Origin of the sequence: Rugosimonospora acidiphila (genome assembly GCF_039543385.1) — a bacterium.
Classification (GTDB): Bacteria; Actinomycetota; Actinomycetes; order Mycobacteriales; family Micromonosporaceae; genus Rugosimonospora; species Rugosimonospora acidiphila.
On the sequence record NZ_BAABJQ010000008.1, the window covers coordinates 223165 to 243443 of the forward strand.

Below are 20279 nucleotides of genomic sequence, written 5' to 3' on the forward strand. Positions count from 1 at the left end.
GAGCGGGCATCGTGCTGAGCGCGACGAGCCTGCTGCTCCGGTCGTTTGACCGGAGGCTTGCCGCCGGGCTTCGTGAAATTGGTGCCGATCGGGATCCTGCTCGTCGGGTGCGGGACCATCGGCCGGGTCGTGTTCCGTGTTGTGACGTTGAACCGCACCCGGTATGTGCTGACGGACCGTCGGATCCTGGTCATCAAAGGGTTCCCGCTCACTCGGGTCACGTCCCGGTACCTGCGCCAGCTTCGCCCCGCGATCGTCGCTGAGGGGCGTGACGGGATCGGGAATCTGGGGTTCGGCGAGTTCCCGCCGTGGTGGTACGGGGTCGGGCGGCGCGGGGGACTGCGGAGGCGGGAGGAAGAGCACGTGGCCAACCTGCTGGTGCTGTACAACGTTCCAGAGATCCGTAAGGTCTGGGAGTTGGCGCTGGACGGCCAACGCCGGCAGATCGAGCAGCCCTGGTGACCGCCGCCGGGGACGTCGTTCAGGTCGTTGACACGCCATCTCCGAGGCGCGAACCCCGGCGGCGGGCTGGCGAGAGACCACGACCGAACGGTCACGGTAGGTTGTCAGGGTGGCGGAACTGAGTACGGAGCGGGTGCAGATCTGGACCGACGGTGCGTGCAGCCCCAACCCGGGGCCCGGGGGTTGGGGCGCACTGCTGCGCTACGGCGAGGTCGAGAAGGAGCTCTGCGGCGGTGAGTCCACCTCGACGACGAACAACCGGATGGAGCTCACCGCCCCCATCCGGGCGCTGACCGCACTGACCCGTGCGTCGGTCGTCGACTTGCACACCGACAGCACGTACGTCCGCAACGGCATCATGTCGTGGATGGCGAACTGGAAGCGCAACGGTTGGCGTACCAAGGAGGGCCAGCCGGTCAAGAACGAGGACCTGTGGCGAGCGCTCGACGCCGCTGTCGCCCACCACGACGAGGTTGTCTGGCACTGGGTGAAGGGCCACGCCGGCCACGTGGAGAACGAACGCGCCGACCGGCTCGCGGCTCGCGGCCAGCGCGAGGCACTGGAGGCGGCCGGCGTCTCGGTGCCGCCGCTGCCGGAGCCGCGTCGTCAAGCCGCGCCGCGGGCGTCGGTGATCGGCGATGGGGGTCGGTGTCGCGCCAAGACGAAGGTCGGCAAGCCCTGCCCGATCACCGCCCGACCGTCCGGCTTCTGCCACGTCCATGACCCTGCCGTGCTCTGCGGCGCCCCAACCAAACGCGGTACGTCGTGCGGCGTCGCCACGGGCGGCGGCCGCTGCCGGGCCCACGAACACGTGGCGACCACCGCCGAGGTTCTCGACCTCTGAGCGCGTGCGCACCGTTGAGCGCGTGCGCACCGTCACGCGCTCAAACCGCGGATCCAGATTGCCGCAGAGCACCGGGCGGCTATGACTCGAACTTCGTCCATTCCCCTTCGGAGATCACCTCGACGGAGCCGTCGACGACCTTGATGGCCGTCTGTTCGTCGATGGCGTAGGCCGGGACGCCGATCTCGGCGGCCCACCGCTTCGCGTCGGCCGGGGTGTTCGTGGGGAAAGCGTTCAGATGCGGGAAAATCGAGAAGTCGACGACTCCGAGGGTGCGGTCGTCCGGCGCCGACGGCCACTCGACGAAGTAGTCCCCAATCCGGGGCGTCATCACCATGCTTCCGGCGCTTACCCCCACCCAGACCGTGTCCGGCAGCGAGGGCAGCAGATCGACCAGCCCGGACTCCCGCATCCAGTGGCAGAGGTAAGTCGCGTCGCCGCCGTCGACCAGGAGCACGTCGGCCTCCCGGACCCAGGGGACCCATCGCTCCGCGCCGATGGTGGGCAGTGCGGTGAGCTCGAGGACGCCGAGCGATGCCCAGCCCAGGCCGGACAGGTACTGCCAGTCGGGCTCGGGCTTGGCGGCGACGAAGCCCCGCACCGATGTCGGACCGCACATCGGGTGACCCCACTGTGCTGTCGGGACGCAGAGGGCGCGGCACTCGGCGATCGGCTTGCCGAGCAACTGCACGAGCGCCGATTGGATGCTTGGGTTCGTGACGCCGCCTGACGTCAGCAAGAGCTTCAAGGTGCCTCCAGATTCGCGCGCGGAAGGTGGATGTGCCTGAAGACTGGGACGGTGCTGGGACTCATCGTAGTTGGGCGACCGACGACCAACACGACCCGCGCCGCTTCGCGTGAGGGGCGAACTGGCTCAGGGGCGACTGGTTGAGGCGCGCACGTCGCCGTCACCCGGCCGCGGTGGCCGGCGACCGGGTGACGGAATGCCCGACGGCATCGACGCGGGAGAACGTATTGACCATAGCCATGGAACCGCTAACATTTGAGGAACACGCGCCCCTAGTACTCCTGCCCCAGTTCAGGACCAGTCCATCTTGAGATGAGCGGCTTCTGATGTTAGCGCTCACATTTCACCCTGACGACTGGGGCGGTCGGCGTGTGCCGTCCCGGCCAGCGACCTCATCACAACGCAGAAGCAAGGAGACTGACGTGAGCAAGCAGTTCTCGCGGCGTGACGTGCTGCGTATCGGCGCGTTGGCGGCCGCCGCCCCGGCCGTGATAGCCCTCGCGCCAACCTCGCCCGCGTCAGCGTCCGACGGTGGCCCCGACCGGGGCGGCGCCGGAAGCGACTACCCGCGGCCGGGTTGGGAGGCCCCGAACTGGCTGGTCAGGCCCTTCGCGCTGAACCAGGTCGCCTTGCACGACGGCATCTTCCAGCAGAAGCGCGACCGGATGCTCAACTACGCCCGCAACTATCCCGGCACCGGCGGGGTTCACGACGGCCCGGACCGCATGCTGTACTCGTTCCGGGTCAACGCCGGTCTGCCCGCTCCGGGTACCTGGCCGGGCGGTTGGGACACCCCGACCCAACTGCTACGCGGCCACTTCGGCGGCCACTACATGTCGATGCTCTCGCAGTGTTGGGCCGACACCGGTGAGGAGATTTTCCTCGACAAGCTTGACTACCTGGTCGAGGAGTTGGGCAAGTGCCAGCAGGCGCTGGACGCCCGGCCGGTGGGTCGGGTCCCGGGCCGGTCGGGCCTGGCGGTACAGCTCAGCGACCCGCACCCCAACCAGTACGTTCAGCTCCCCGCCGGCATCCTGGCGGACGTCGCGGACGTCACGTTCGCGGCCTGGGTGAACCTCGCGGCGTCGCAGACCAACGCCAAGATCTTTAGCTTTGGCACCGGCGCCAACGTCTACCTCTCGCTGATCGCACGGGTGTCGGCGACCAACCCCGGCGCACGTTTCGCGATCACCAGCCACGGCTCCAGCAGCGAGCAGCGGATCGCCGGCGACAGCGTGCCGATCCCGGTCGGGCAATGGGCGCACGTCGCGGTCACCCTCTCCGGCGCCGACGGCACCGGCCGGCTCTACGTCAACGGGGTCGAGGCCGGCACCGCGGCCATCACGCTCACTCCGGCCGGGCTCGGCGCCACCGGCAACAACTGGATCGGGCGGGGACCCAGCGACAGCGACCCGCTGCTGAACTCGAGCGTCGACGACTTCCGGATCTATCGTCGGGCCTTCGACGGGACCGAGGTGCAGGCGCTCGCGGCCGAGGATCCGTCGGCCGCGGTCGCGTCCCCGGCCGACCTGGTCGCCTGGTACCGCTTCGACGTCGAGGGCGAGACGGCCCTCGACTACTCGGGCAGCCACCGGGACGCGACGATCATCGGCACCAGCTACCCCGGGTTCCTGGCCGCGTTCCCGGAGGGGCAGTACAGTCGCATCGAGCCGCCGATGCTGCAGCCCAACAGCGGGCCGAACGCGGTCTGGGCGCCCTGGTACACCTGCCACAAGATCATGCGTGGGCTGCTGAACGCGTACGACCTGACCGGCAACGAGGAAGCCCTCGACATCGCCTTCCGGATTGGCGACTGGGCCTATCAGCGGCTCAACCGATACAGCCAGGCCCAGGTGGACCAGATGTGGAACACCTACAGCGCCGGCGAGGCCGGGTCGATGAACGAGGTGATGGCGGAGCTCTCGGCGCACGCCACCGACTCGACGAAGAAGGCGCAGTATCTGGCGACGGCGAAGAAGTTCACCTTCAGCACACTCTTCAACGCGGCCATCGCCGAGCAGGACCAGCTCAACGGGCGCCACGCCAACCAGTACATGGCGCCGCAGATCGGCTACCTGCGGATCTTCGAGCAGACCGAGGATCAGAACTACCACACCGCGGCGCAGAATTACTGGTCGATGGTGGTGCCGCACCGCATTTTCAGCAACGGCGGCGCCGGCCGCGGCGAATTCTTCGGCCCGCGCGACGTCATCACCGCCGGGTTCACCTCGTCGTCGGACCCGAGGCACGCCGAGAGCTGCTGCGCGTACAACATGCTGCGGCTGACCCGGAACCTCTTCTTCCACGACCCCGACCCGGCGTACATGGACTACTACGAGAAGGCCCTGCACAACCACATCCTCAGCTCCCGCCACGACGTGGACAGCGTCACGGCCACCGAGGTGACGTACCACCAGAACATGTGGCCGGGTCACTCCCGCAAGATCGGCAGCACCATCGAGTACAGCCGCTACGGCGGCAACGGCAGCTGCTGCACCGGCACCGGCTTGGAAAACCACACCAAGTACCAGGAGACGATTTATTTCTACTCGGATGACAAGCAGAGTCTCTACGTCAACCTCTTCATCGCCTCGACCCTCAACTGGCAGGACCGCGGCTTCGTCATCACGCAGGAAACGCAGTATCCAACCGAAGGGGCGAGCCGGCTGATCTTCGAGCAGGCCGCCGGGCAGTTGAAGGTCCGGCTGCGGGTGCCCTCGTGGGCGACGCAGGGTTACACGGTACGGGTCAACGGGCAAGAGCAGTCGCTCGCGGCCAAGCCCGGCAGCTACGTCACGATCGATCGGACCTGGGCCAGCGGCGACACGATCGACATTGCGATGCCGTTGAGCTTCCGGGTGGAGATGGCCATCGACAACAAGGCGATCCAGTCGATCATGTACGGCCCGACCCTGATGGTGGTCCTCGACGCGACCCCGAGCTACCGGAACTTCACGTTCTACCGCGACCTCAAGCTCAATGGTGATCTGGCCAGCTCGATCAAGCCGACCGAGGCGCCGATGCAGTTCACCACGCAGGGCTACACGCTGAGGCCGTACTACGTCTCCGACCCGGTGCCCGGCCAGTACGATGCCTACCACCCGTACGTGCAGCGGATTGAGCCGGAGGTGGTCTTCGGCTCGTACGGCTCCGGGGTGCCCAACGACGGCGTACGCGACCAGGACGGCGAGACCTTCCTCGACCGGGTCTGGGCGGAGGCGCCGTTCGCCAAGTACTCGGACTTCTTCCAGCAGGTACTGCAGCTTTCGGCGGATTGGGTCAGCGCCGGCCGGCACACCGATGCGCAGCGGCGGGCGATCGTCAACGCCGCCGCCCGAGCGCAGCGCGACCTGGAGAGCTGATCTGCGCGGTCCACGAGGCCGGGTCCGGACGGTGCCACCGTCCGGACCCGGCGCCGCGACCGGGCCGGGTCGCGGGCCTCGATTTCGCCGACCCCGCCCGCCTTATACCTTTCTGACCCCCTACGGCTTGACTGGCATCAGCAGCGAGTAGGCGCGGTCGTCGGCGGGCCGGCGGATGGTCAGCGGGCGGATCGGACCGTCCAGCTCGAGCACGAGTTGACCGTCACCGCCGGCGCTCAGCGCCTCCAGCAAGAACTCCCGGTTGACCGCGACGTGCCGATCCTGCCCGGCACGCCACTGCTCCGCACCGACCACGTCGATCCCGCCCTCGGCGTCGATGCTCAGTATGGCCAGCTCGTGGTCGACGCCCTCGTGCGTGTGAACTACCCGAGGCGCGCCGCCCACCGTGGCCCGCAGTGCGGCCGCGTCGACCGGCGCGGGGCGCGGGCTGCCGTCGGCGGTGCGCGCCTCGATGGCCCGGCGGTAGTCGGGGTAGTCGTATGCCAGCGGGGTGTCCTTGACCGTCCAGCCGTCGCCGGACGCCTCGATCGCCGCACTCCCCAGGTGCAGGTCCACCAACTCGTCCTGCCCGGGGTGGTCGCGGAGCCGGTCGACCCAGGAGATCGGGGCTATCACCCGGGTGGGTGGGCCGTCGGCGGTGGCCGGCTCGCGGTGGATGGCCATCCGGTAGCGGTCGGTGGCCACGAAGGTCACGCTGTCGGCCTCGGCGTCGACCAGGACGCCGGCCAGCATCGGCAGCTCGGGATCGCTGCCCACGGCGAAGCGTACGGAGTCGAGGGCGGCGGCCAGGACGGCGCGGGACAGGGTCACGGTGGTCATCGGGTTCTCCTGCGTGTCGAGAAGGGCGTGGACGCGGGAGAGCTCGCGGCGGGCATCGGCCAGGCCGTCTTCGAGGCGGCACAGGTGCCGATGCAGCAGTTGGTGCGCGACTGCCCGGTCGGCGCCGAGCACCGCGACGATGCCGGCCACCGGCATGCCGACCCGGCGCAGGCCGGCGACCAGGCGAGCCTGGTCGACCTGCGGCTCGCTGTACCACCGGTAGCCGTTCTCCGGATCGACCAGAGCCGGCACGAGCACGCCCTCGCGGTCGTAGAACCGCAGCGCGCTCACACTGAGCCCGCTGGCCCGTGCGGTCTCGCCGATGCTCCGCATATCGCTCTCCACACCCTGGAACCCTGCTGCCTCGACCAGGTCGAGGGTCAAGTCGTGGGGTGATTCTGCGCCCGCCGCGGCGGATCCCGAAATCGTCGCGGGCGACGTTTCGGGGCCCGTGGGTGAGCCGTAGCCGTCTGGCTCGTGCAGAGCCCTGGGCGGGTCGCCCGGGGGCGGTTCTGGACGCTCCGCTACGGTTGTTGATCAATCTCGATGGGCGGCGGGCGGGGACGCGATGGCAACGAGTTTCGACGAGCACGAACGGTCGATGTGGGCGGGCAAGGCGACAGCCTTCGAGCGCAGTGTTGGTGCTCTCTGTGCCTATCCGGCGGATCATCTGCTGGACGCCGCCGATGTCGGGGACGGCCGTCGGGTGCTCGACGTTGGCACAGGTCCGGGAACGGTCGCGGCCCGGGCGATAGGGCGTGGCGCGGCGGTCGTTGCCGTCGACGCCGAGCCGAGCATGCTGGACGCAGTCCGTCGACGCGTCCCGGCAGCCGAGGTGCGGCACGCGATTCTCCCCAATCTTCCGTTCTCGGATGAATGCTTCGACGCCGCCGTGAGCAACTTCGTCATCAATCACGTCGGTGACCCCGCGGCAGCGATTGCTGAGCTTCGGCGCGTGGTCCGTCGCGGTGGCCGGATCGCCGTGACGATCTGGCCAGATCCACAACCGCCGGTGCAGCGGCTGTGGGGGCAGGTGTTTGACGCCGCCGGCGCTCAACGACCGACAGACATGCTGGCGCTGCCGGAAGACAAGGATTTCGCCCGGACCGAGGATGGGCTGTCCGGTCTGCTGCGCGAGGCGCGACTCAAAGATGTGCGGTGCGAGGTCGTGAGCTGGATACACCGGGTCGATCCGGAGGATTGGTGGAGCGGACCCGCCAACGGCATCGGAAAGGCCGGCTTCATGATGCGAAGCCAGTCGCCGAGCATGATCGCCCGGATCCGGCGAGAGTACGACCAGACCGTCGCGGACTACCGTGACGTTGATGGGCTGCTCGCGCTGCCGGCGGCTGCTCTGCTCGCGTGCGGCACCGTTTAGTACTCCAGCCCGGTGGGCGACGTAGTCATGCACGTCGTCGTGGAGCGTATCGGCGACCCACACCGCCTCGCCGAGCAGCCGCTACATCCGGTGCCGCGTGGGGTCTCCGGCCTGCTCGGCCAACCGCCAACACGTATTGGTGTTCACATCGGACAGAAGGCCCGACAGGTGGGCGCCGGCCTGCCGACGCGGCTCGGCCCGACCGATTCGGCCCGCGATGCGGGCGAAGGCCGAGTCGAACTCGGCCGACGATCGTCGGCGGCGCCGCTGTTCCCAGCGCAGACACGCCGACCGCGGAACCCTCACCAATTGTTCTTCGTCAGGTGCTCGTGCCGGCGCCCAGTTGATAGCGCATCGCGGTCGAGTCGAGCAGGGCCCAGTGTTCGACGAGCGCGCCGTCGTGCACGCGGACCATGTCTATGCCGGTGATTTCGACGCGCCGCCCTGAGACGGTATGGGTGCCGCGGAAGGTGTAGCGGTTGACCGAGAAGTCGCCGGAGGCGACGTTCTGCTCGATCGTCAGCGAGACGCCTTCCAGGTCGTCATGCATGTGTTGCCATTTGTCCTGCCAAGCTGTCCGCCCGACGCGATCGCCCTGCACGCCGCCCCGGTGGTCGACCGCGTCAGGGGCAACGAGTATCAGCGCCTCGGCCTGCCGGCCCGCACTCCACAACTCGATAATGCGCCGGTGGACCTCCGCCGCGCTCGCGACCACGTCGGCCTCGCTTGCTCCCTCGGACACGTGACATCTCCTCCACCAGGCGACAGAGATAAACGGGGTGCCCCCCAGTTATCCTGCATCGTAACTGGGGAGCTCCCTGCTAAGGAAGGGCGTGTCATCAACTTCCACTGGCCGAGGTTCGGGCCAGGGCCGGCATCGGCAACGCCACGATGTACTGACACTTCCCCGACCGCCTCGAACTGCTCCTCGCGGTCTACGCCGATAGAGTCGCACCATTGTGCTCCGAGGGCGAGGCCTTGCGCGGCGGCCGGAGGAGGAGCCGCTGTTCCTGCTGCGCGAGAACAGCAGCGCAACGGCTTGATCCGCGGGTCTCGCGACGGTTATTCGCCCACGAGATTCGTCAACTGGCGCTGGGCCGCCTGCGAGGTGAACAGCGCGGTCATACCGTTGGTCGCGGTGCGGCAGCCGGCGGGGTCGACCCACACCGTCACCGCCGCGCCGCGGCGGTATCCGAAGATGATCCGGATCGAGGCCCCGAAATCCGCGGGGCAGTTGTAACGAGCGCCCTCCGGGATCCGATGGCCGCCGTTGAGGGCCGAGGCGAGTGCCGCCGCGGCCTCGTCGCGGGCCATGGCCGACCGAGCCAGCGTCCCAGGCAGTGCGGGTTGGTTGAGGCCGTAGTACCGGCAGATGGTGGCCACCACTGGGGTGCCCGCAACGAGTGCGCCGTCTGAGTCCGAGCCTCGAGAGTTGCGTGGCGCTCCGGGATCCTTGTCGGGACACGATGCCGTGGCCGCCGGTCCGGTCGCCGGATCACTGGCCGGACGCAGCAGGAGACCGCCGGTGGCCAAGGCGGCCACGACCACGACCGCCGATGCCGCACCCGCCGCACGACGACGGCGGCCACGGCGTACCCGATCCGCGACCCGCTCGAACATTGCTGGGGAGGTGACCGGGTCGTCGACCAGGTCGTGCAGCGCCGAGGCGACCCGCCGTTCGAGATCAGCACTGTTCATCGCAGCTCTCCCATCGACACCACGTCCTTGAGCTTGTCCAGCGCCTTGGCGGTCTGGCTCTTCACGGTGCCGCCGGAGCAGCCGAGTACCGCGGCGGTCTGCTCGACCGAGAGATCCTCGTAGAACCGCAGTACCAGCACGGTGCGCTGCGCGGGTGGCAGTTGCCGCAGTATCCGACCCAGCGCGTCACGCAGGTCGATCCCGGCCAGCACGTCCCCGGTCTGTGAGACGTCGGGCACCGAGGTGGTGGGCCGCTCCGCCCACCAGCGCCGGCGCCGCCACGTCAGGTACGTGGTGGCGATCACTCGCCGCACGTACCCCTCCGGGCCCTCACCCTGGGCGGTCAACCGCTGCCAGCGTGGCCATACCTTCGCCAGAGCGGCCTGAACCAGGTCCTCTGCCTGCTGCCAATCCCCGGTCAGCAGCCACGCGGTGCGCAGCAGCGCGGTCTGCCGAGCCACCACGTACTCCCGGAATCCGTCCGGCTCCGCCACGCTGCCTCCCTACGGCACCACTCTTGTCTCATCCAGACACGACCTGGCACCCCCACCGGGTTGCCCGCAGCGGCCGGCGATTTCGCACAGGTCGCCCCCTCCTCGATGCGCCGACCGGGTCAGCGAGCGGTGATGCGAATGTGATTCCGAGCCCATCCCGCCGCGGCGAGGCGGGCTCACGTCCCGGCATCTTGCGTCGGGTGCGGATCGGTGCTTCGCGCATGAAGGCGCCCTCGGGGGGAAGACAGCCGGGGCGTGCCGTGCGTGTCAGCCGGTACGACGACGCGCACGCGCGACGGGATCGCGACGAATGGGAGGCCGGCATGGCGATCAAGACGGTGGCGCCAGCAGGCACCACGGGGCGGCCGTTCACGGTCTCGATCCCGGAGACGGATCTGCAGGCGCTGCGTGATCGCATCGCCCAGACCCGCTGGCCCGAGAAGGAGCCCGTCGCCGATCAGTCGCAGGGTGTGCCACTGGCGACGATCCAGGCACTCGCACGGTACTGGCAGGCGGACTACGACTGGCGCACGATCGAGGCGAAACTGAACGCCTACCCACAGTTCATCATGGAGATCGATGGGCTGGACATCCACTTCATCCACGTCCGCTCCCAGCACGAGGACGCGTTGCCGCTGATCGTCACCCACGGATGGCCGGGGTCGGTGATCGAGCAGATGAAGATCATCGAGCCGTTGATCGACCCGACGGCACACGGCGGCGAGGCCTCGGACGCCTTCCATCTGGTGATTCCGTCGCTGCCGGGTCACGGCTTCTCCGGCAAGCCGACCACGGGCGGCTGGGGCCCGCAGCGCATCGCGAAGGCCTGGACCGAGCTGATGAGGCAACTCGGATACACCCGGTTCGGCGCGCAGGGCGGTGACTGGGGCGCGGTCATCACGGACCTGATGGGTGTACAGGCGCCCCCGGAACTGGTCGGCATCCACTCCAACATGCCCGGCGCGGTACCACCGGACATTGACAACCTGTTCCAGTGCGACATCACCGGAGCGAACAACGCGCTCGGCTCGCTGCCCTCCGGCCTGTCAGCCGAGGAACGGCGCGCGTGCGAGCAGCTGGATTTCGTCTGGAAGCATGTCGCGTACGCCCTCATGATGGGCACGCGCCCACAGACCCTGACCGGGCTCGCGGATTCCCCCGTCGGTCTGGCGGCCTTCCTGCTCGACCACGACGCGCGCAGCCTGGAGTTGATCTCCGAAGCCTTCGCCGGGCGTTCCGTCGGCCTCACCGCGGACGACATCCTCGACAACATCACGCTGTACTGGCTGACGAACACGGCGGTATCCGCCGCTCGCCTCTACGCGGAGAACCCGTTGTCCTTCTTCGCGGTCAAGGGCGTCACCGTCCCGGCCGCCGTCAGCGCCTTTCCCGACGAGCTCTATCAGGCACCGAAGAGTTGGGCGCAGCAGGCCTACCCCAATCTCGTCTACTACAACAAGCTGGACAAGGGTGGGCACTTCGCGGCGTGGGAACAGCCGCAGTTGTTCTCGGCCGAGGTCCGTGCCGGCTTCCGGTCGCTGCGCGGATAATCCGTCAACGCCTCGACCGGAGTCCCAGGCTGTCTCAGCCCTGCGGGTAGAACAGAAACAGCGTGCAGCCGGTGGTGGTCGCGGAAACATGCCACGACCCGGCCGGGGCGTGCAGGAACGTGCCGGCCGGGTAGTCGCGCACGCCATCGTTGAAGGTGCCGCTGATCACATAGACCTCCTCGGCGCTCGAGGATCTGCTCGCGTGGGCCGGCCAGCGACTCGGGACGCCCTTGTCGGTGACCGATCTGGCCGCGCGGCTCAGTGTCTCGCCCCGCACCCTGGCCCTACCCGCAAAGGGTATCCAGCTTGCCAGCCACGGCGTCGGAGTACTCCTGGGTGCGACCCGCGGCGGGCCGATGAGCCGGCTCGACCTGGACGCCATACCGGTGGCGTATCCCTGCGCGCGGACCGACGGACTTCAGTCGGGAGGCCCTCTGATAGCGTTCTGCGTCACAGAAAAAGAACGGGGAAGTTCCATCTATGTCTGCTTGGTCGCGCCGGTCGACGAGCCGCGCCCTGATCGTTGCCGCTACGGCCCTCGCCACCCTGGTTACCGCAGCCGCCTGTACCCAACGGTCCGATCCGCCGCTCATGCCAAGTGCGAGCCTGCCCGACTCGCCGGCGCCACCGGTCTTGGCCAGCGCGGTCGCCGCGATCGTCACGGCCGGTACCGGGCCCTCTCTGCGGTTGTTCGATTCGGGCACCGGCCGACAGGTCCGTAGCATCGGGCTGCCGACCGCCGACCTCGACCGGAGCGAGTTCAGTCCGGACTGGTCACGGCTGGCGTGGATTACCCCGAGCGGCACCCTCATGCTCTATGAGCTGGACGGGGATATGTACATCTGGACCGCCACTCTCGCCTCGGAGCAGCTCGCGCCCCGTGGCTCGCGACTGAAGGACGTGGCGTTCCGATCGGTGACGGGCCAGCTTGTCGTCGAGTGGGATGGCGATGACAACGGTATCGGTGCGGGAGCCGCGGTGGTCGACCCGGCGCACCCGCACGCGCAGCCGGTGTGGGCCAACCAAGGCCTGTTCGATGTCGACGGGTACGGCGACCGAGCCGCGGACGTCGAGTTCTCGCCGGCCGGCGTCGGCGCCCAGGCCCGGATCGTTGCCAGCCCCCGACAACTGCTTCGGGCCAGGGTCCTCGGTCCGACGGCGAGCGGTGGGGTGGCGAGCTATACGTATGAATGTGACGGCCCGGCCCTGGATCTGACTCAGATCGCCTGCGCCGGCGCCGGTGGTCGGGGAGGTGCTATCGCCGTGCTCGTTTGTGAGGCGGACGGTCGTTGGACCGGTACGCTGCGGCAGCTGGTCGCTCCGGGTTCCCCGGCGGTCAAGGCGCTGCTTGTCAGTCCGGATCGGACCCGGCTGTTGGCCGAGCGGGCTGATGGCTGGGTCACGCTGGCGCCAGATGGTTCCGGCGGTACGAAGGCCGCTTTCTCCGCCCTACAGGCCGCGCCGAGCGGCACCGTTAAGGTGCTCGCCTGGATCTAGTGCTCGTGCCCATCAGTTCGCACGACCAGAGCGATCGTCGCGGGCATCGGATCGCCCAGGCCGAACGTGGCGCCCGTAGGCGTGAGGGGACCCGCCCCCGCATCGTCGACATGGAAGAAGTCGGTCGCCAGCAGTGTGTCGGCCTGGGCGCGCAGGAAAGTCCAGGTTTCGTCGCCTCGTGCCGGCGGCGGGATGCGGTGGGCGCCGGCCAGCTGGCATGGGCTGGCGCCACTTGGCGGCCAGCAGCCGACGGTACCAGCGCGGCAGGGTGCCTGGGGTGAGGATCCGATGCGCGCGTAGCGCCTTCGGCATGATCCGAACCCGTCGTTGAGGACTGCGATGCGATACTGCCGCCGGTCGACCACGCGGCCACAACCGAGCGGATCGAGACCTCGTCGTACCATCAATTTCGTGGCTGCGAAGTTCCCTCTGTTTGGTGATGAGGCGGCACTCGATGACGCCGGTGCCCGGGTGGATGGGTGGCTGGCCGGGATCGAGGATCGAGCGGCGAGAGCGCGAGCTCTGTCGGGGCTGGTCGCCGAGCTGACCGCGACGGCGTCGAACGCCGACCGGTCGATCACGATCACGGTCGACTCCTCTGGCTTACTGAGCGGCGTGACGATGGACGACGCCGTCCGGCGGCACTCCGGGCAGTGGATCGCGCAGGAGGTTCTGGCCACGACGCGGAAGGCGGTCGCCCGGCTCGCTGACCGGATCGGCGGGGCGGTGGACGAGACCGTGGGCCGGGACAGCCCGGAGGGTCGGGCGGTCACCGCGTTGTTTCAGGCACGTGTGACGGGCGGGTCGGATGGGCGGTAATGCGGAGCTCAGCGCTCGCGCGTCGGAGCTGATGAGTCACGCCGGGCACCTCGACGCCACCGGGAACGCCATTGACATGGCGAAGCGGGCCGCGTATGCGGCCAGGCCGAGCACCGGCGCGTACGGCGAGCTCTGCCAGTGGGTGCCGCAGATGCTGGGCCAGTTGCAGGACGTTGTGTTGGACGCCGTCGCATCCGGTGCGCATTCCCTTTACGACACCGCCGACACGCTGAGAGTAATCGGCAGTCAGTACGCGTACACGAGGGACGCCAACGCCGCCCAGCTCCGCCGTGCGGCCGAGCGGTCCGAGTGAGCGGCAACCGGTTCGGCGCAGTTTCGGACGACGACATCGATCCACGGGCTGGGATCTGGATCGCCGAGGACATCGACAGCATCTGTACCAGCGTCAAGAACGGCTCCTGGGTTGACGGCAGCCTCGGCGCGCTCGGCGCCGGTCTGGACGGGCTTGTGCTCGTGTCCGACCCGGTCGGTGTGCTGCTCCAGTACGGCGTGGCGTGGATCATCGAGCACGTCAGGCCGCTGACCGAGACCCTCAACTGGCTGGCCGGCGATCCCGCGCAGATCACCGCGAACACGCTGACCTGGCGCAACATTGCCGGTCAGTTGCGTCAGCAGTCCGAGGCCGTCGCCGGTGACGTGCGCCTGGACTTGTCCGCGTGGGTCGGCCAGGCCAGCGACGCGTACCGCGCTCGTTCCCGGCAACAGCAGGGCGCGCTGATCGGGCTGGCCACGGCCGCCGACACGATGGCCGCCGTCACCGAGGGCACCGGAGTGCTCATCGCCACGGTGCGGCTGCTGGTGCGCGACGCCATCGCCATGTGCGTGTCGCGGCTGATCGTCTACGCCGCCGAGGAAGGGGCGTCACTCGGGCTCGCCACACCCCTCGTGATCGAACAGGTCACCGCCACGGTGGCCGCCTGTGCGGCGAGGATCAGCCGGTACCTGAAGGCACTGCTGGCCAGTCTGCGTAGGCTCATGCCGATCATCGGGAAGCTCGAAGAGCTGATCGCGAAGCTCAACAAGCTGTTCAGCGTCCGGCACGGTGAGTCCCCCGGCGGGCCGCACGAGCCGCACGAACCCCGCCCGGGCGACCCCGGCTTCGACCCCGCCATGCAGCACGGTGCGCTCGGTGACCACTTCGAGCCCGGCGTTCACGACCCGGGCAACGAGTTCCTCCCGAAGGAGCGCGCCATCGCCGATCGGCTCGCCCAGAACGGTGAACAGGTCAACCAGCGCCCCGCCGACCACACCGTTCCCGGCCAGCCGAACCCCGATGCCATGGTCCGCACCGGACCCGACGATCCAGGGACCATCACCGAGTTCAAAACCCTGGCGGGCAAGGACGGCAGCAACAGCGTCCGCCGCAACATCCTCGACGCCGGCGGCCAGGTCCCGGATGGCGGCGGTGTCGTCCTGGACGGCCGGGCAACGAACGTGGACGAGGCCGATGCTATCCGAGGCCACGCACGGGCGCTCGGCCAAGCCGCACAAACCGGCCAGAAACTACCCACCATCGTCCGTATCATCTTGGGCGACGGCCGCATCATCACCCTTCCTTGAGGAACCAGGCGACAGCGTGTCGAATTTTGAACATATATTCATCAACAGCGAGCTCGAGCGTGACCGGCTCGCCGAGCAACTCGCCGTGACCCTCGGGCTGGCTCAGACCAGGGTCGACGACAAGCTCTTCCTCGCCCGCCCGGCACACACCGCACCGGACGCCCAGACCGGCGGCGAACTGGCGATCAACGGGTTCGGCGCGTTTGCAGACGACGCCGGCGACGAGTCAGTCATCGACGGATACCGCTACGTCTGGAGCATCGCTTACACCGGGAGCGATGAGATCGCTCAGGTCGCCGAGGCGCGACAGCTTTTCGTCGAACTCGCCGAGGCGGCGTGCTGGCCGATCCTGCTCGCCCTCGGGCTCGACGTGCTCCTCGCCGCCTGGAACCCCACCGATGGCCTGACCTGGTTCTCGCCGGACACATCGGTCGACGCCGCCGACCGCGACCGGTGGCGACGCTACGCACTGCCTCGCCTGAGTTGACCCAGCCGAGGAGCGACGACCCAGCAGCCCGGCGACGCCGCGCGGAGCGCGGCATAGCCGGGGCGTCCCGCCGGCGGTTCAGACCGCGAGGGGCAGGGCGGTCAGCCGCGGGTTGACGCCACGCAACTGGTCGGGTTCGGCGAGCAGCCGCAGGTCGGGCAGCTGCTGGGCGAGCTTCTCGAACATGATGCGTCCCTGCAACCGGGCCAGCGGCGCGCCGAGGCAGAAGTGGATGCCATGCCCGAAACCGACGTGGTGCTTCGCGTCGGAGCGCGTGATGTCGAAGACGTCCGGGTCGGTGAAGACCTCCGGATCGCGGTTGGCGCCGAGCAACGACAGCGCGACGATCTCAAACGGGGGGATGGCCCCGCCGCCGAGCTCGATGCCTCGGAAGGTGTACCGCGGCGGTGCGATCTCGACCGGCCCGTCGTACCGGATGATCTCCTCGACGGCCGCGGCCGCCCGCGACGGGTCGTCCTTCAGCAGCTGCCACTGGTCGGGGTTGCTGAGCAGCGCCAGGATGCCGTTGGCGATGAGGTCGACGGATGTCTCCTGCCCGGCCACCAGCAGGAGCTGGATCATCGCGACGAGTTCGTCGCGGTCGAGCGAGTCGCCGGCGATCTGCAGCGCGACGAGCGCGGAGAGCAGGTCGTCCTGGGGATCCGCGCGGCGCTTGGCGGCGAGGTCGTCGAGGTAGGCCGCGAACTGCTCGGACGCCACCGCCCACGCGCGCCCACCCGAGATCATCGCCCGGGACCAGCCCCGGAATCGCTCGCGGTCTTCCGCTGGTATCCCAACGAGGTCGGCGATGACCCCGACCGGTACCGGGTGGCCGAGGTCGGCGACCCCGTCGACGGTGCCACGCTGCCGGGCGTCGGCCAGCAGCCCGTCGATCAGCGCCTCGATCCTGGTCTCCAGGCGGGCAACGGTCCGGGCCGTGAATGCCGTGTTGATGAAGCCGCGCAGCCGGGTGTGGTCGGGCGGATCGAGGCAGATGAGCTGGCGGGAGTCGAGGCGTTCGGCCTCGCTGACCAGTACCCGGGCCGGCGCTGGATCCGACTGGTGCCGGCGGACCTCATGGCCCAGGTCCGGGTGGCGCAGGCCCGCATGCACATCGGCGTGCCTGGCCAGGACCCAGAACCGTTGGCCGGAGTTCGGGTCCGTCTGCGGTACCGGTTCGCCGGCCTCGCGCACCCGCGCGTAGAAGGCGTGGCGGTCGAGGCGCGCCGCCTCACTCCACAGTTCGTGGGGTTCGAAATCCACTGCCATCTGCCGGTACACCACTCTCCACGACGCGACCCTGCCGTGACTGTCCTCGCGGCCGCCCAGGTACGCGCGGACGATTGCACGACTGGTCACGGCGCCAAGTTCATCGACGGCCGATGGGATCGTTATTCGCGACCACGGTCCAGCCAGCAACTGCGTACGTCACTGGCAACGAAGGTTTGTAAGTGGAACTTTGTTAACGGTAACAATCGAGAACGCTAGTCAGGTCTCCGCCGGCTGTCAAGGGTCGCGGAATATCTCAATTCCACCAAATCGCTGCTGGGGCGGTAATGCGTGCGGGCCGTCTGCCGCGCCGGGCCATCCGTTGATGACGGGATGGAAAGGCGAGGGCCATTATCGACGGCCATAAGGGAAACGGGCCGCGCGTTCGCGACTGTGCCAGGGGGCGGTCTTACTTCACATGGTCCGCGGCGCGTAGCGCTTCATCGAGCGCGGAGTATCGGTAGTAACTTCACCCGATTGCACCAGGGATTGAACCTGATAAGGAAGTCGATAAATGCTTTCGGTGCGAGCGGGACCGAAATGCGCGAGAGCGGAACGAACGAGCTCTCTGTCGCGTTGCGCGAGCGCGAACAACACGGTTGATCTGGGTCGGGTTCCCGAAGGCATGTCCAGTCGCGAGCTTGCCGTCGTTGGTACGGTGGCCGTCCGGACACATCGAAGAGGACTGTCTGAATGTGGGTCGATCTCGGCGACGGCGATCCACGGCCGGGCTTGCCGCGCATCGAGACGGAACTGTTGCCAGAGCCGAGCTGTCTGGGCCGAGGAATTCGCATTTTGGCTGAGAGCGCCTCGCACCATCGCGTTTCTGGCTATTGCACCGGTCGAGTCTGGTTAGCCTTCCGATTCGGCAGTACACGCAAGATCAGGTTTACGGCAAATTCATTTGCCGCTGATTCACTCCGACTGCCAAACCAGCTAGCCGGGTGAGGTCGAGCCATGCCCGCTCGACGCCAGCTCGGACGCAACGCGAGGAGTACAGCCAGATGGCCCCGAGCAAGGACGCCCGCCGCGATCGTCTCGCATCGATCGCCAGGCCAGGATTGAGCCGTCGCGGTTTCCTGACGGCCAGTGCCGCTGTTCTCGGTACCGGCGCGCTGGGCGGGTGGCTGGCCAACTCGGCCGCGGCGGCGGCCAACGGGCTCGGGACCGGCTCCAGCCCTGGGACGACCCCGTCGGGCCTGACGGGCACGCTCGCCGACATCAAGCATGTCGTGGTGCTCGTGCAGGAGAACCGCAGCTTCGATCACTACTACGGGATGGTTCCCGGGGTGCGTGGTTTCGGGGACAAGCAGGCACTGACCTTCCAGAACGGGCTCAGCGTCTTCCACCAGCCGGACCCGTCCCGATCGGACGGCGGCTACCTGCTGCCCTTCCGGCTGGTTTCGGGGAAGGTGAACGCGCTCGGGATGAACTCGTTGCCGCACGGCTGGGCAACCGACGGCGTCCCGATGTGGAACAAGGGCGCGTGGAACGCCTGGACGACGTACAAGACCCCGCAGACCATGGGGTACTTCACCGAGGACGACATTCCCTGGCACTGGGCGCTGGTCAACAACTGGACGATCTGCGACCACAACCACTGCTCGTTCAACGGCTCCACCGACCCGAACCGCTTCTACGTGTGGAGCGGAACGATCGACCCGAACGGCGTCGCCGGTGGTCCGGAGCTGAGCAACCCGCCCTCCGGTAACCCGTCCTGGACATCGATCTACGACCTGATGCAGGACGCCGGTGTCGACTGGCGGGCCATGGCGGCAGCGGGCGACGCCAACGACATGGGGGCGCGATCGTTCGCCCGCATCCACGCGGCAGCCACGTCGACGGACCCCGCGGTACGCGACCAGGCCGTGCGGGCGAAGTTGGTCGACTCCCCGCCGCTGGTCCTGCTGCCCAACGCCACCGACCCGGCCAACATCGACATAATCCTGGCCGACTTCATCGAGGCCTGTGCGAACAACACCCTGCCCGAGGTGGCGTTCATCAACTCGGGCAACGGCTGGGACGAACACCCGGCGAGCACCGATCGGGGAATGGCCTTCACCTACCGGGTGATCCAGGCGATGGCCTCCAACCCAGACGTCTGGAACTCCACGCTGTTGATTACCACCTACGACGAGAACGACGGGCTGTTCGACCACGTCCTGCCGCCGATGGCCGAACTCGGCACCACGGACGAGTTCGTCAAGGGCAATCCGCTGGGCCCCGGCGGCCGGGTCCCCCTGATGCTGATCTCGCCGTGGACCCGGCACAACGGCGGCGCCGTCTGCTCCGAGGTCTTCGACCACACCTCGGTGACGCAGTTCCTCGAGGTGTGGCTGCAGCAGGCGCGCGGGAAGACGATCCACAACCCGAACATCACCGACTGGCGACGCACCGTCTGCGGCGATCTCCTGTCCGGGTTCGACTTCGCGAATCCCGACTTCTCGGTGCCCGAACTGCCCGACGCCACCGTGCTGGTCGCGGCCGTGGCCGCGGACCAGAAGCTGCCGACCGCCGCGCCTCCGCCGGTCGGATCGCAGAGCATGCCCGTGCCGGCGGCAGAGGACCCGTCGAGCCGGCGGGTGCGGCGTCCCGTTCCGTACGCGCAGAACGCGGTGATGTCGGCGGACGGTTCGACGGGCGCCGTGACGGTGACCCTGTCGAACGACGGTGACTCCGGCTGCAGCCTGCTGGTCTACCCGGACGCGTACCTGCCGCTGCGCGCTACGCCGTACACGGTGGTGAAGGGGACGCCTCGTACCCACGTCTGGGACTCGAGGGTGACCAGCGGCCAGTACGCGATGTCGATCTACGGCCCGGACCGGTTCATCCGCTCCTTCGCCGGGTCGGTGCGGCACGAGGGCATGAGCATCGGCGCGGCACCGACCGCGACCTCGGAACTGGTGACCGGGGCCAACCGGGTGCTGCGGATCCACCTGGGCAACGAAGGCCTGAACCAGGTCGTCTTCAACCTGACCCCGAACGACTACGCGGGCACGGCGCAGACCGTGGTCGTCGCGGGCGGCGCCACCTCGACGGTGGACTGGCCGACCGACCAGGACGGCTACTACGACGTGATCATCACCGACACCTCGGACAGCGGGTTCCGACACCGCTACGCGGGGCGCGTCAACGCGACTGCTTGATCAACGGTGACCATCCACCGAAAGCCCGACCGCATTCCGTTCCGCCCGATAATGCACCGACCGGAGAATTGAAGTGCCTGTTCCGAAGTCTCGGCTACTGCGCG

18 protein-coding genes are annotated in these 20279 nt (G+C 68.4%); 11 read left to right on the forward strand and 7 right to left on the reverse strand.

Features of this window, described 5'->3' with window-relative positions:
* Positions 1 to 129: 129 nt before the first annotated feature.
* Positions 130 to 462 carry a hypothetical protein gene (locus ABEA87_RS16605; protein WP_345630519.1) on the forward strand — a complete coding sequence of 111 codons (333 nt, stop codon included), beginning with the start codon at positions 130 to 132 and terminating at the stop codon, positions 460 to 462.
* Between the two features lie 109 nt (positions 463 to 571).
* Complete coding sequence (gene rnhA / locus ABEA87_RS42645; protein ID WP_425570897.1) at positions 572 to 1306, forward strand: ribonuclease HI; 735 nt, start codon at positions 572 to 574, stop codon at positions 1304 to 1306.
* A 79-nt stretch (positions 1307 to 1385) separates the two neighbouring features.
* Here rnhA and ABEA87_RS16615 read toward each other — a convergent pair whose 3' ends face one another.
* Positions 1386 to 2054, reverse strand: a complete 669-nt coding sequence (locus ABEA87_RS16615; RefSeq protein ID WP_345630521.1) for a Type 1 glutamine amidotransferase-like domain-containing protein — start codon at positions 2052 to 2054, stop codon at positions 1386 to 1388.
* A 422-nt stretch (positions 2055 to 2476) separates the two neighbouring features.
* Here ABEA87_RS16615 and ABEA87_RS16620 point away from each other — a divergent pair, with 422 nt between their 5' ends.
* Positions 2477 to 5416, forward strand: coding sequence for a beta-L-arabinofuranosidase domain-containing protein (locus ABEA87_RS16620; RefSeq protein ID WP_345630522.1), 2940 nt, complete (start codon positions 2477 to 2479; stop codon positions 5414 to 5416).
* A gap of 120 nt (positions 5417 to 5536) precedes the next feature.
* Here the strand turns inward: ABEA87_RS16620 and ABEA87_RS16625 are convergent, their stop codons facing one another.
* On the reverse strand, positions 5537 to 6589 hold the full coding sequence (locus ABEA87_RS16625; RefSeq protein WP_345630673.1) for a DNA polymerase III subunit beta family protein: 1053 nt from the start codon (positions 6587 to 6589) through the stop codon (positions 5537 to 5539).
* Between the two features lie 235 nt (positions 6590 to 6824).
* Between ABEA87_RS16625 and ABEA87_RS16630 the strand changes: the two genes are divergently transcribed.
* The gene (locus ABEA87_RS16630) at positions 6825 to 7634 is read left to right on the forward strand and encodes a class I SAM-dependent methyltransferase (RefSeq protein ID WP_345630523.1); all 810 of its coding nucleotides are present in this window, start codon (positions 6825 to 6827) and stop codon (positions 7632 to 7634) included.
* 319 nt (positions 7635 to 7953) lie between these two features.
* Here ABEA87_RS16630 and ABEA87_RS16635 read toward each other — a convergent pair whose 3' ends face one another.
* From ABEA87_RS16635 to ABEA87_RS16645, 3 genes are all read right to left on the reverse strand, one after another.
* Entirely contained in the window at positions 7954 to 8376 is a 423-nt protein-coding gene (locus tag ABEA87_RS16635; RefSeq protein WP_345630524.1) for an ester cyclase, read from the reverse strand.
* Between the two features lie 320 nt (positions 8377 to 8696).
* Positions 8697 to 9332, reverse strand: a complete 636-nt coding sequence (locus ABEA87_RS16640) for a hypothetical protein (protein ID WP_345630526.1) — start codon at positions 9330 to 9332, stop codon at positions 8697 to 8699.
* Positions 9329 to 9826, reverse strand: coding sequence for a SigE family RNA polymerase sigma factor (locus ABEA87_RS16645; RefSeq protein ID WP_345630528.1), 498 nt, complete (start codon positions 9824 to 9826; stop codon positions 9329 to 9331). The genes ABEA87_RS16640 and ABEA87_RS16645 overlap by 4 nt, the downstream gene beginning before the upstream one ends.
* Positions 9827 to 10149: 323 nt before the next feature.
* Here ABEA87_RS16645 and ABEA87_RS16650 point away from each other — a divergent pair, with 323 nt between their 5' ends.
* A complete protein-coding gene (locus ABEA87_RS16650; protein ID WP_345630530.1) occupies positions 10150 to 11376 on the forward strand; it encodes an epoxide hydrolase family protein in 1227 nt (408 codons plus the stop codon).
* Positions 11377 to 11410: 34 nt separating this feature from the next.
* On the opposite strand, the gene ABEA87_RS16655 is transcribed toward ABEA87_RS16650, so the two are convergent.
* Positions 11411 to 11545: a cupin domain-containing protein gene (locus ABEA87_RS16655; RefSeq protein ID WP_345630532.1), complete on the reverse strand. Its 135-nt coding sequence runs from the start codon at positions 11543 to 11545 to the stop codon at positions 11411 to 11413.
* 422 nt (positions 11546 to 11967) lie between these two features.
* Here ABEA87_RS16655 and ABEA87_RS16660 point away from each other — a divergent pair, with 422 nt between their 5' ends.
* The 5 genes from ABEA87_RS16660 (at position 11968) to ABEA87_RS16680 (ending at position 15760) form a co-directional block, all read left to right on the forward strand.
* Positions 11968 to 12873, forward strand: a complete 906-nt coding sequence (locus ABEA87_RS16660; protein WP_345630534.1) for a hypothetical protein — start codon at positions 11968 to 11970, stop codon at positions 12871 to 12873.
* A 411-nt stretch (positions 12874 to 13284) separates the two neighbouring features.
* The gene (locus tag ABEA87_RS16665) at positions 13285 to 13692 is read left to right on the forward strand and encodes a YbaB/EbfC family DNA-binding protein (protein WP_345630536.1); all 408 of its coding nucleotides are present in this window, start codon (positions 13285 to 13287) and stop codon (positions 13690 to 13692) included.
* A gap of 31 nt (positions 13693 to 13723) precedes the next feature.
* On the forward strand, positions 13724 to 14005 hold the full coding sequence (locus ABEA87_RS16670; protein ID WP_345630537.1) for an ESX-1 secretion-associated protein: 282 nt from the start codon (positions 13724 to 13726) through the stop codon (positions 14003 to 14005).
* A complete protein-coding gene (locus ABEA87_RS16675; RefSeq protein ID WP_345630539.1) occupies positions 14002 to 15273 on the forward strand; it encodes a WXG100 family type VII secretion target in 1272 nt (423 codons plus the stop codon). The genes ABEA87_RS16670 and ABEA87_RS16675 overlap by 4 nt, the downstream gene beginning before the upstream one ends.
* 16 nt (positions 15274 to 15289) lie before the next feature.
* Positions 15290 to 15760, forward strand: coding sequence for a hypothetical protein (locus ABEA87_RS16680; RefSeq protein ID WP_345630540.1), 471 nt, complete (start codon positions 15290 to 15292; stop codon positions 15758 to 15760).
* A 78-nt stretch (positions 15761 to 15838) separates the two neighbouring features.
* Here ABEA87_RS16680 and ABEA87_RS16685 read toward each other — a convergent pair whose 3' ends face one another.
* Positions 15839 to 17119, reverse strand: coding sequence for a cytochrome P450 (locus tag ABEA87_RS16685; protein ID WP_345630541.1), 1281 nt, complete (start codon positions 17117 to 17119; stop codon positions 15839 to 15841).
* 914 nt (positions 17120 to 18033) lie between these two features.
* Here ABEA87_RS16685 and ABEA87_RS16690 point away from each other — a divergent pair.
* A complete protein-coding gene (locus ABEA87_RS16690) occupies positions 18034 to 20175 on the forward strand; it encodes an alkaline phosphatase family protein (protein ID WP_345630542.1) in 2142 nt (713 codons plus the stop codon).
* Positions 20176 to 20279: the final 104 nt, after the last annotated feature.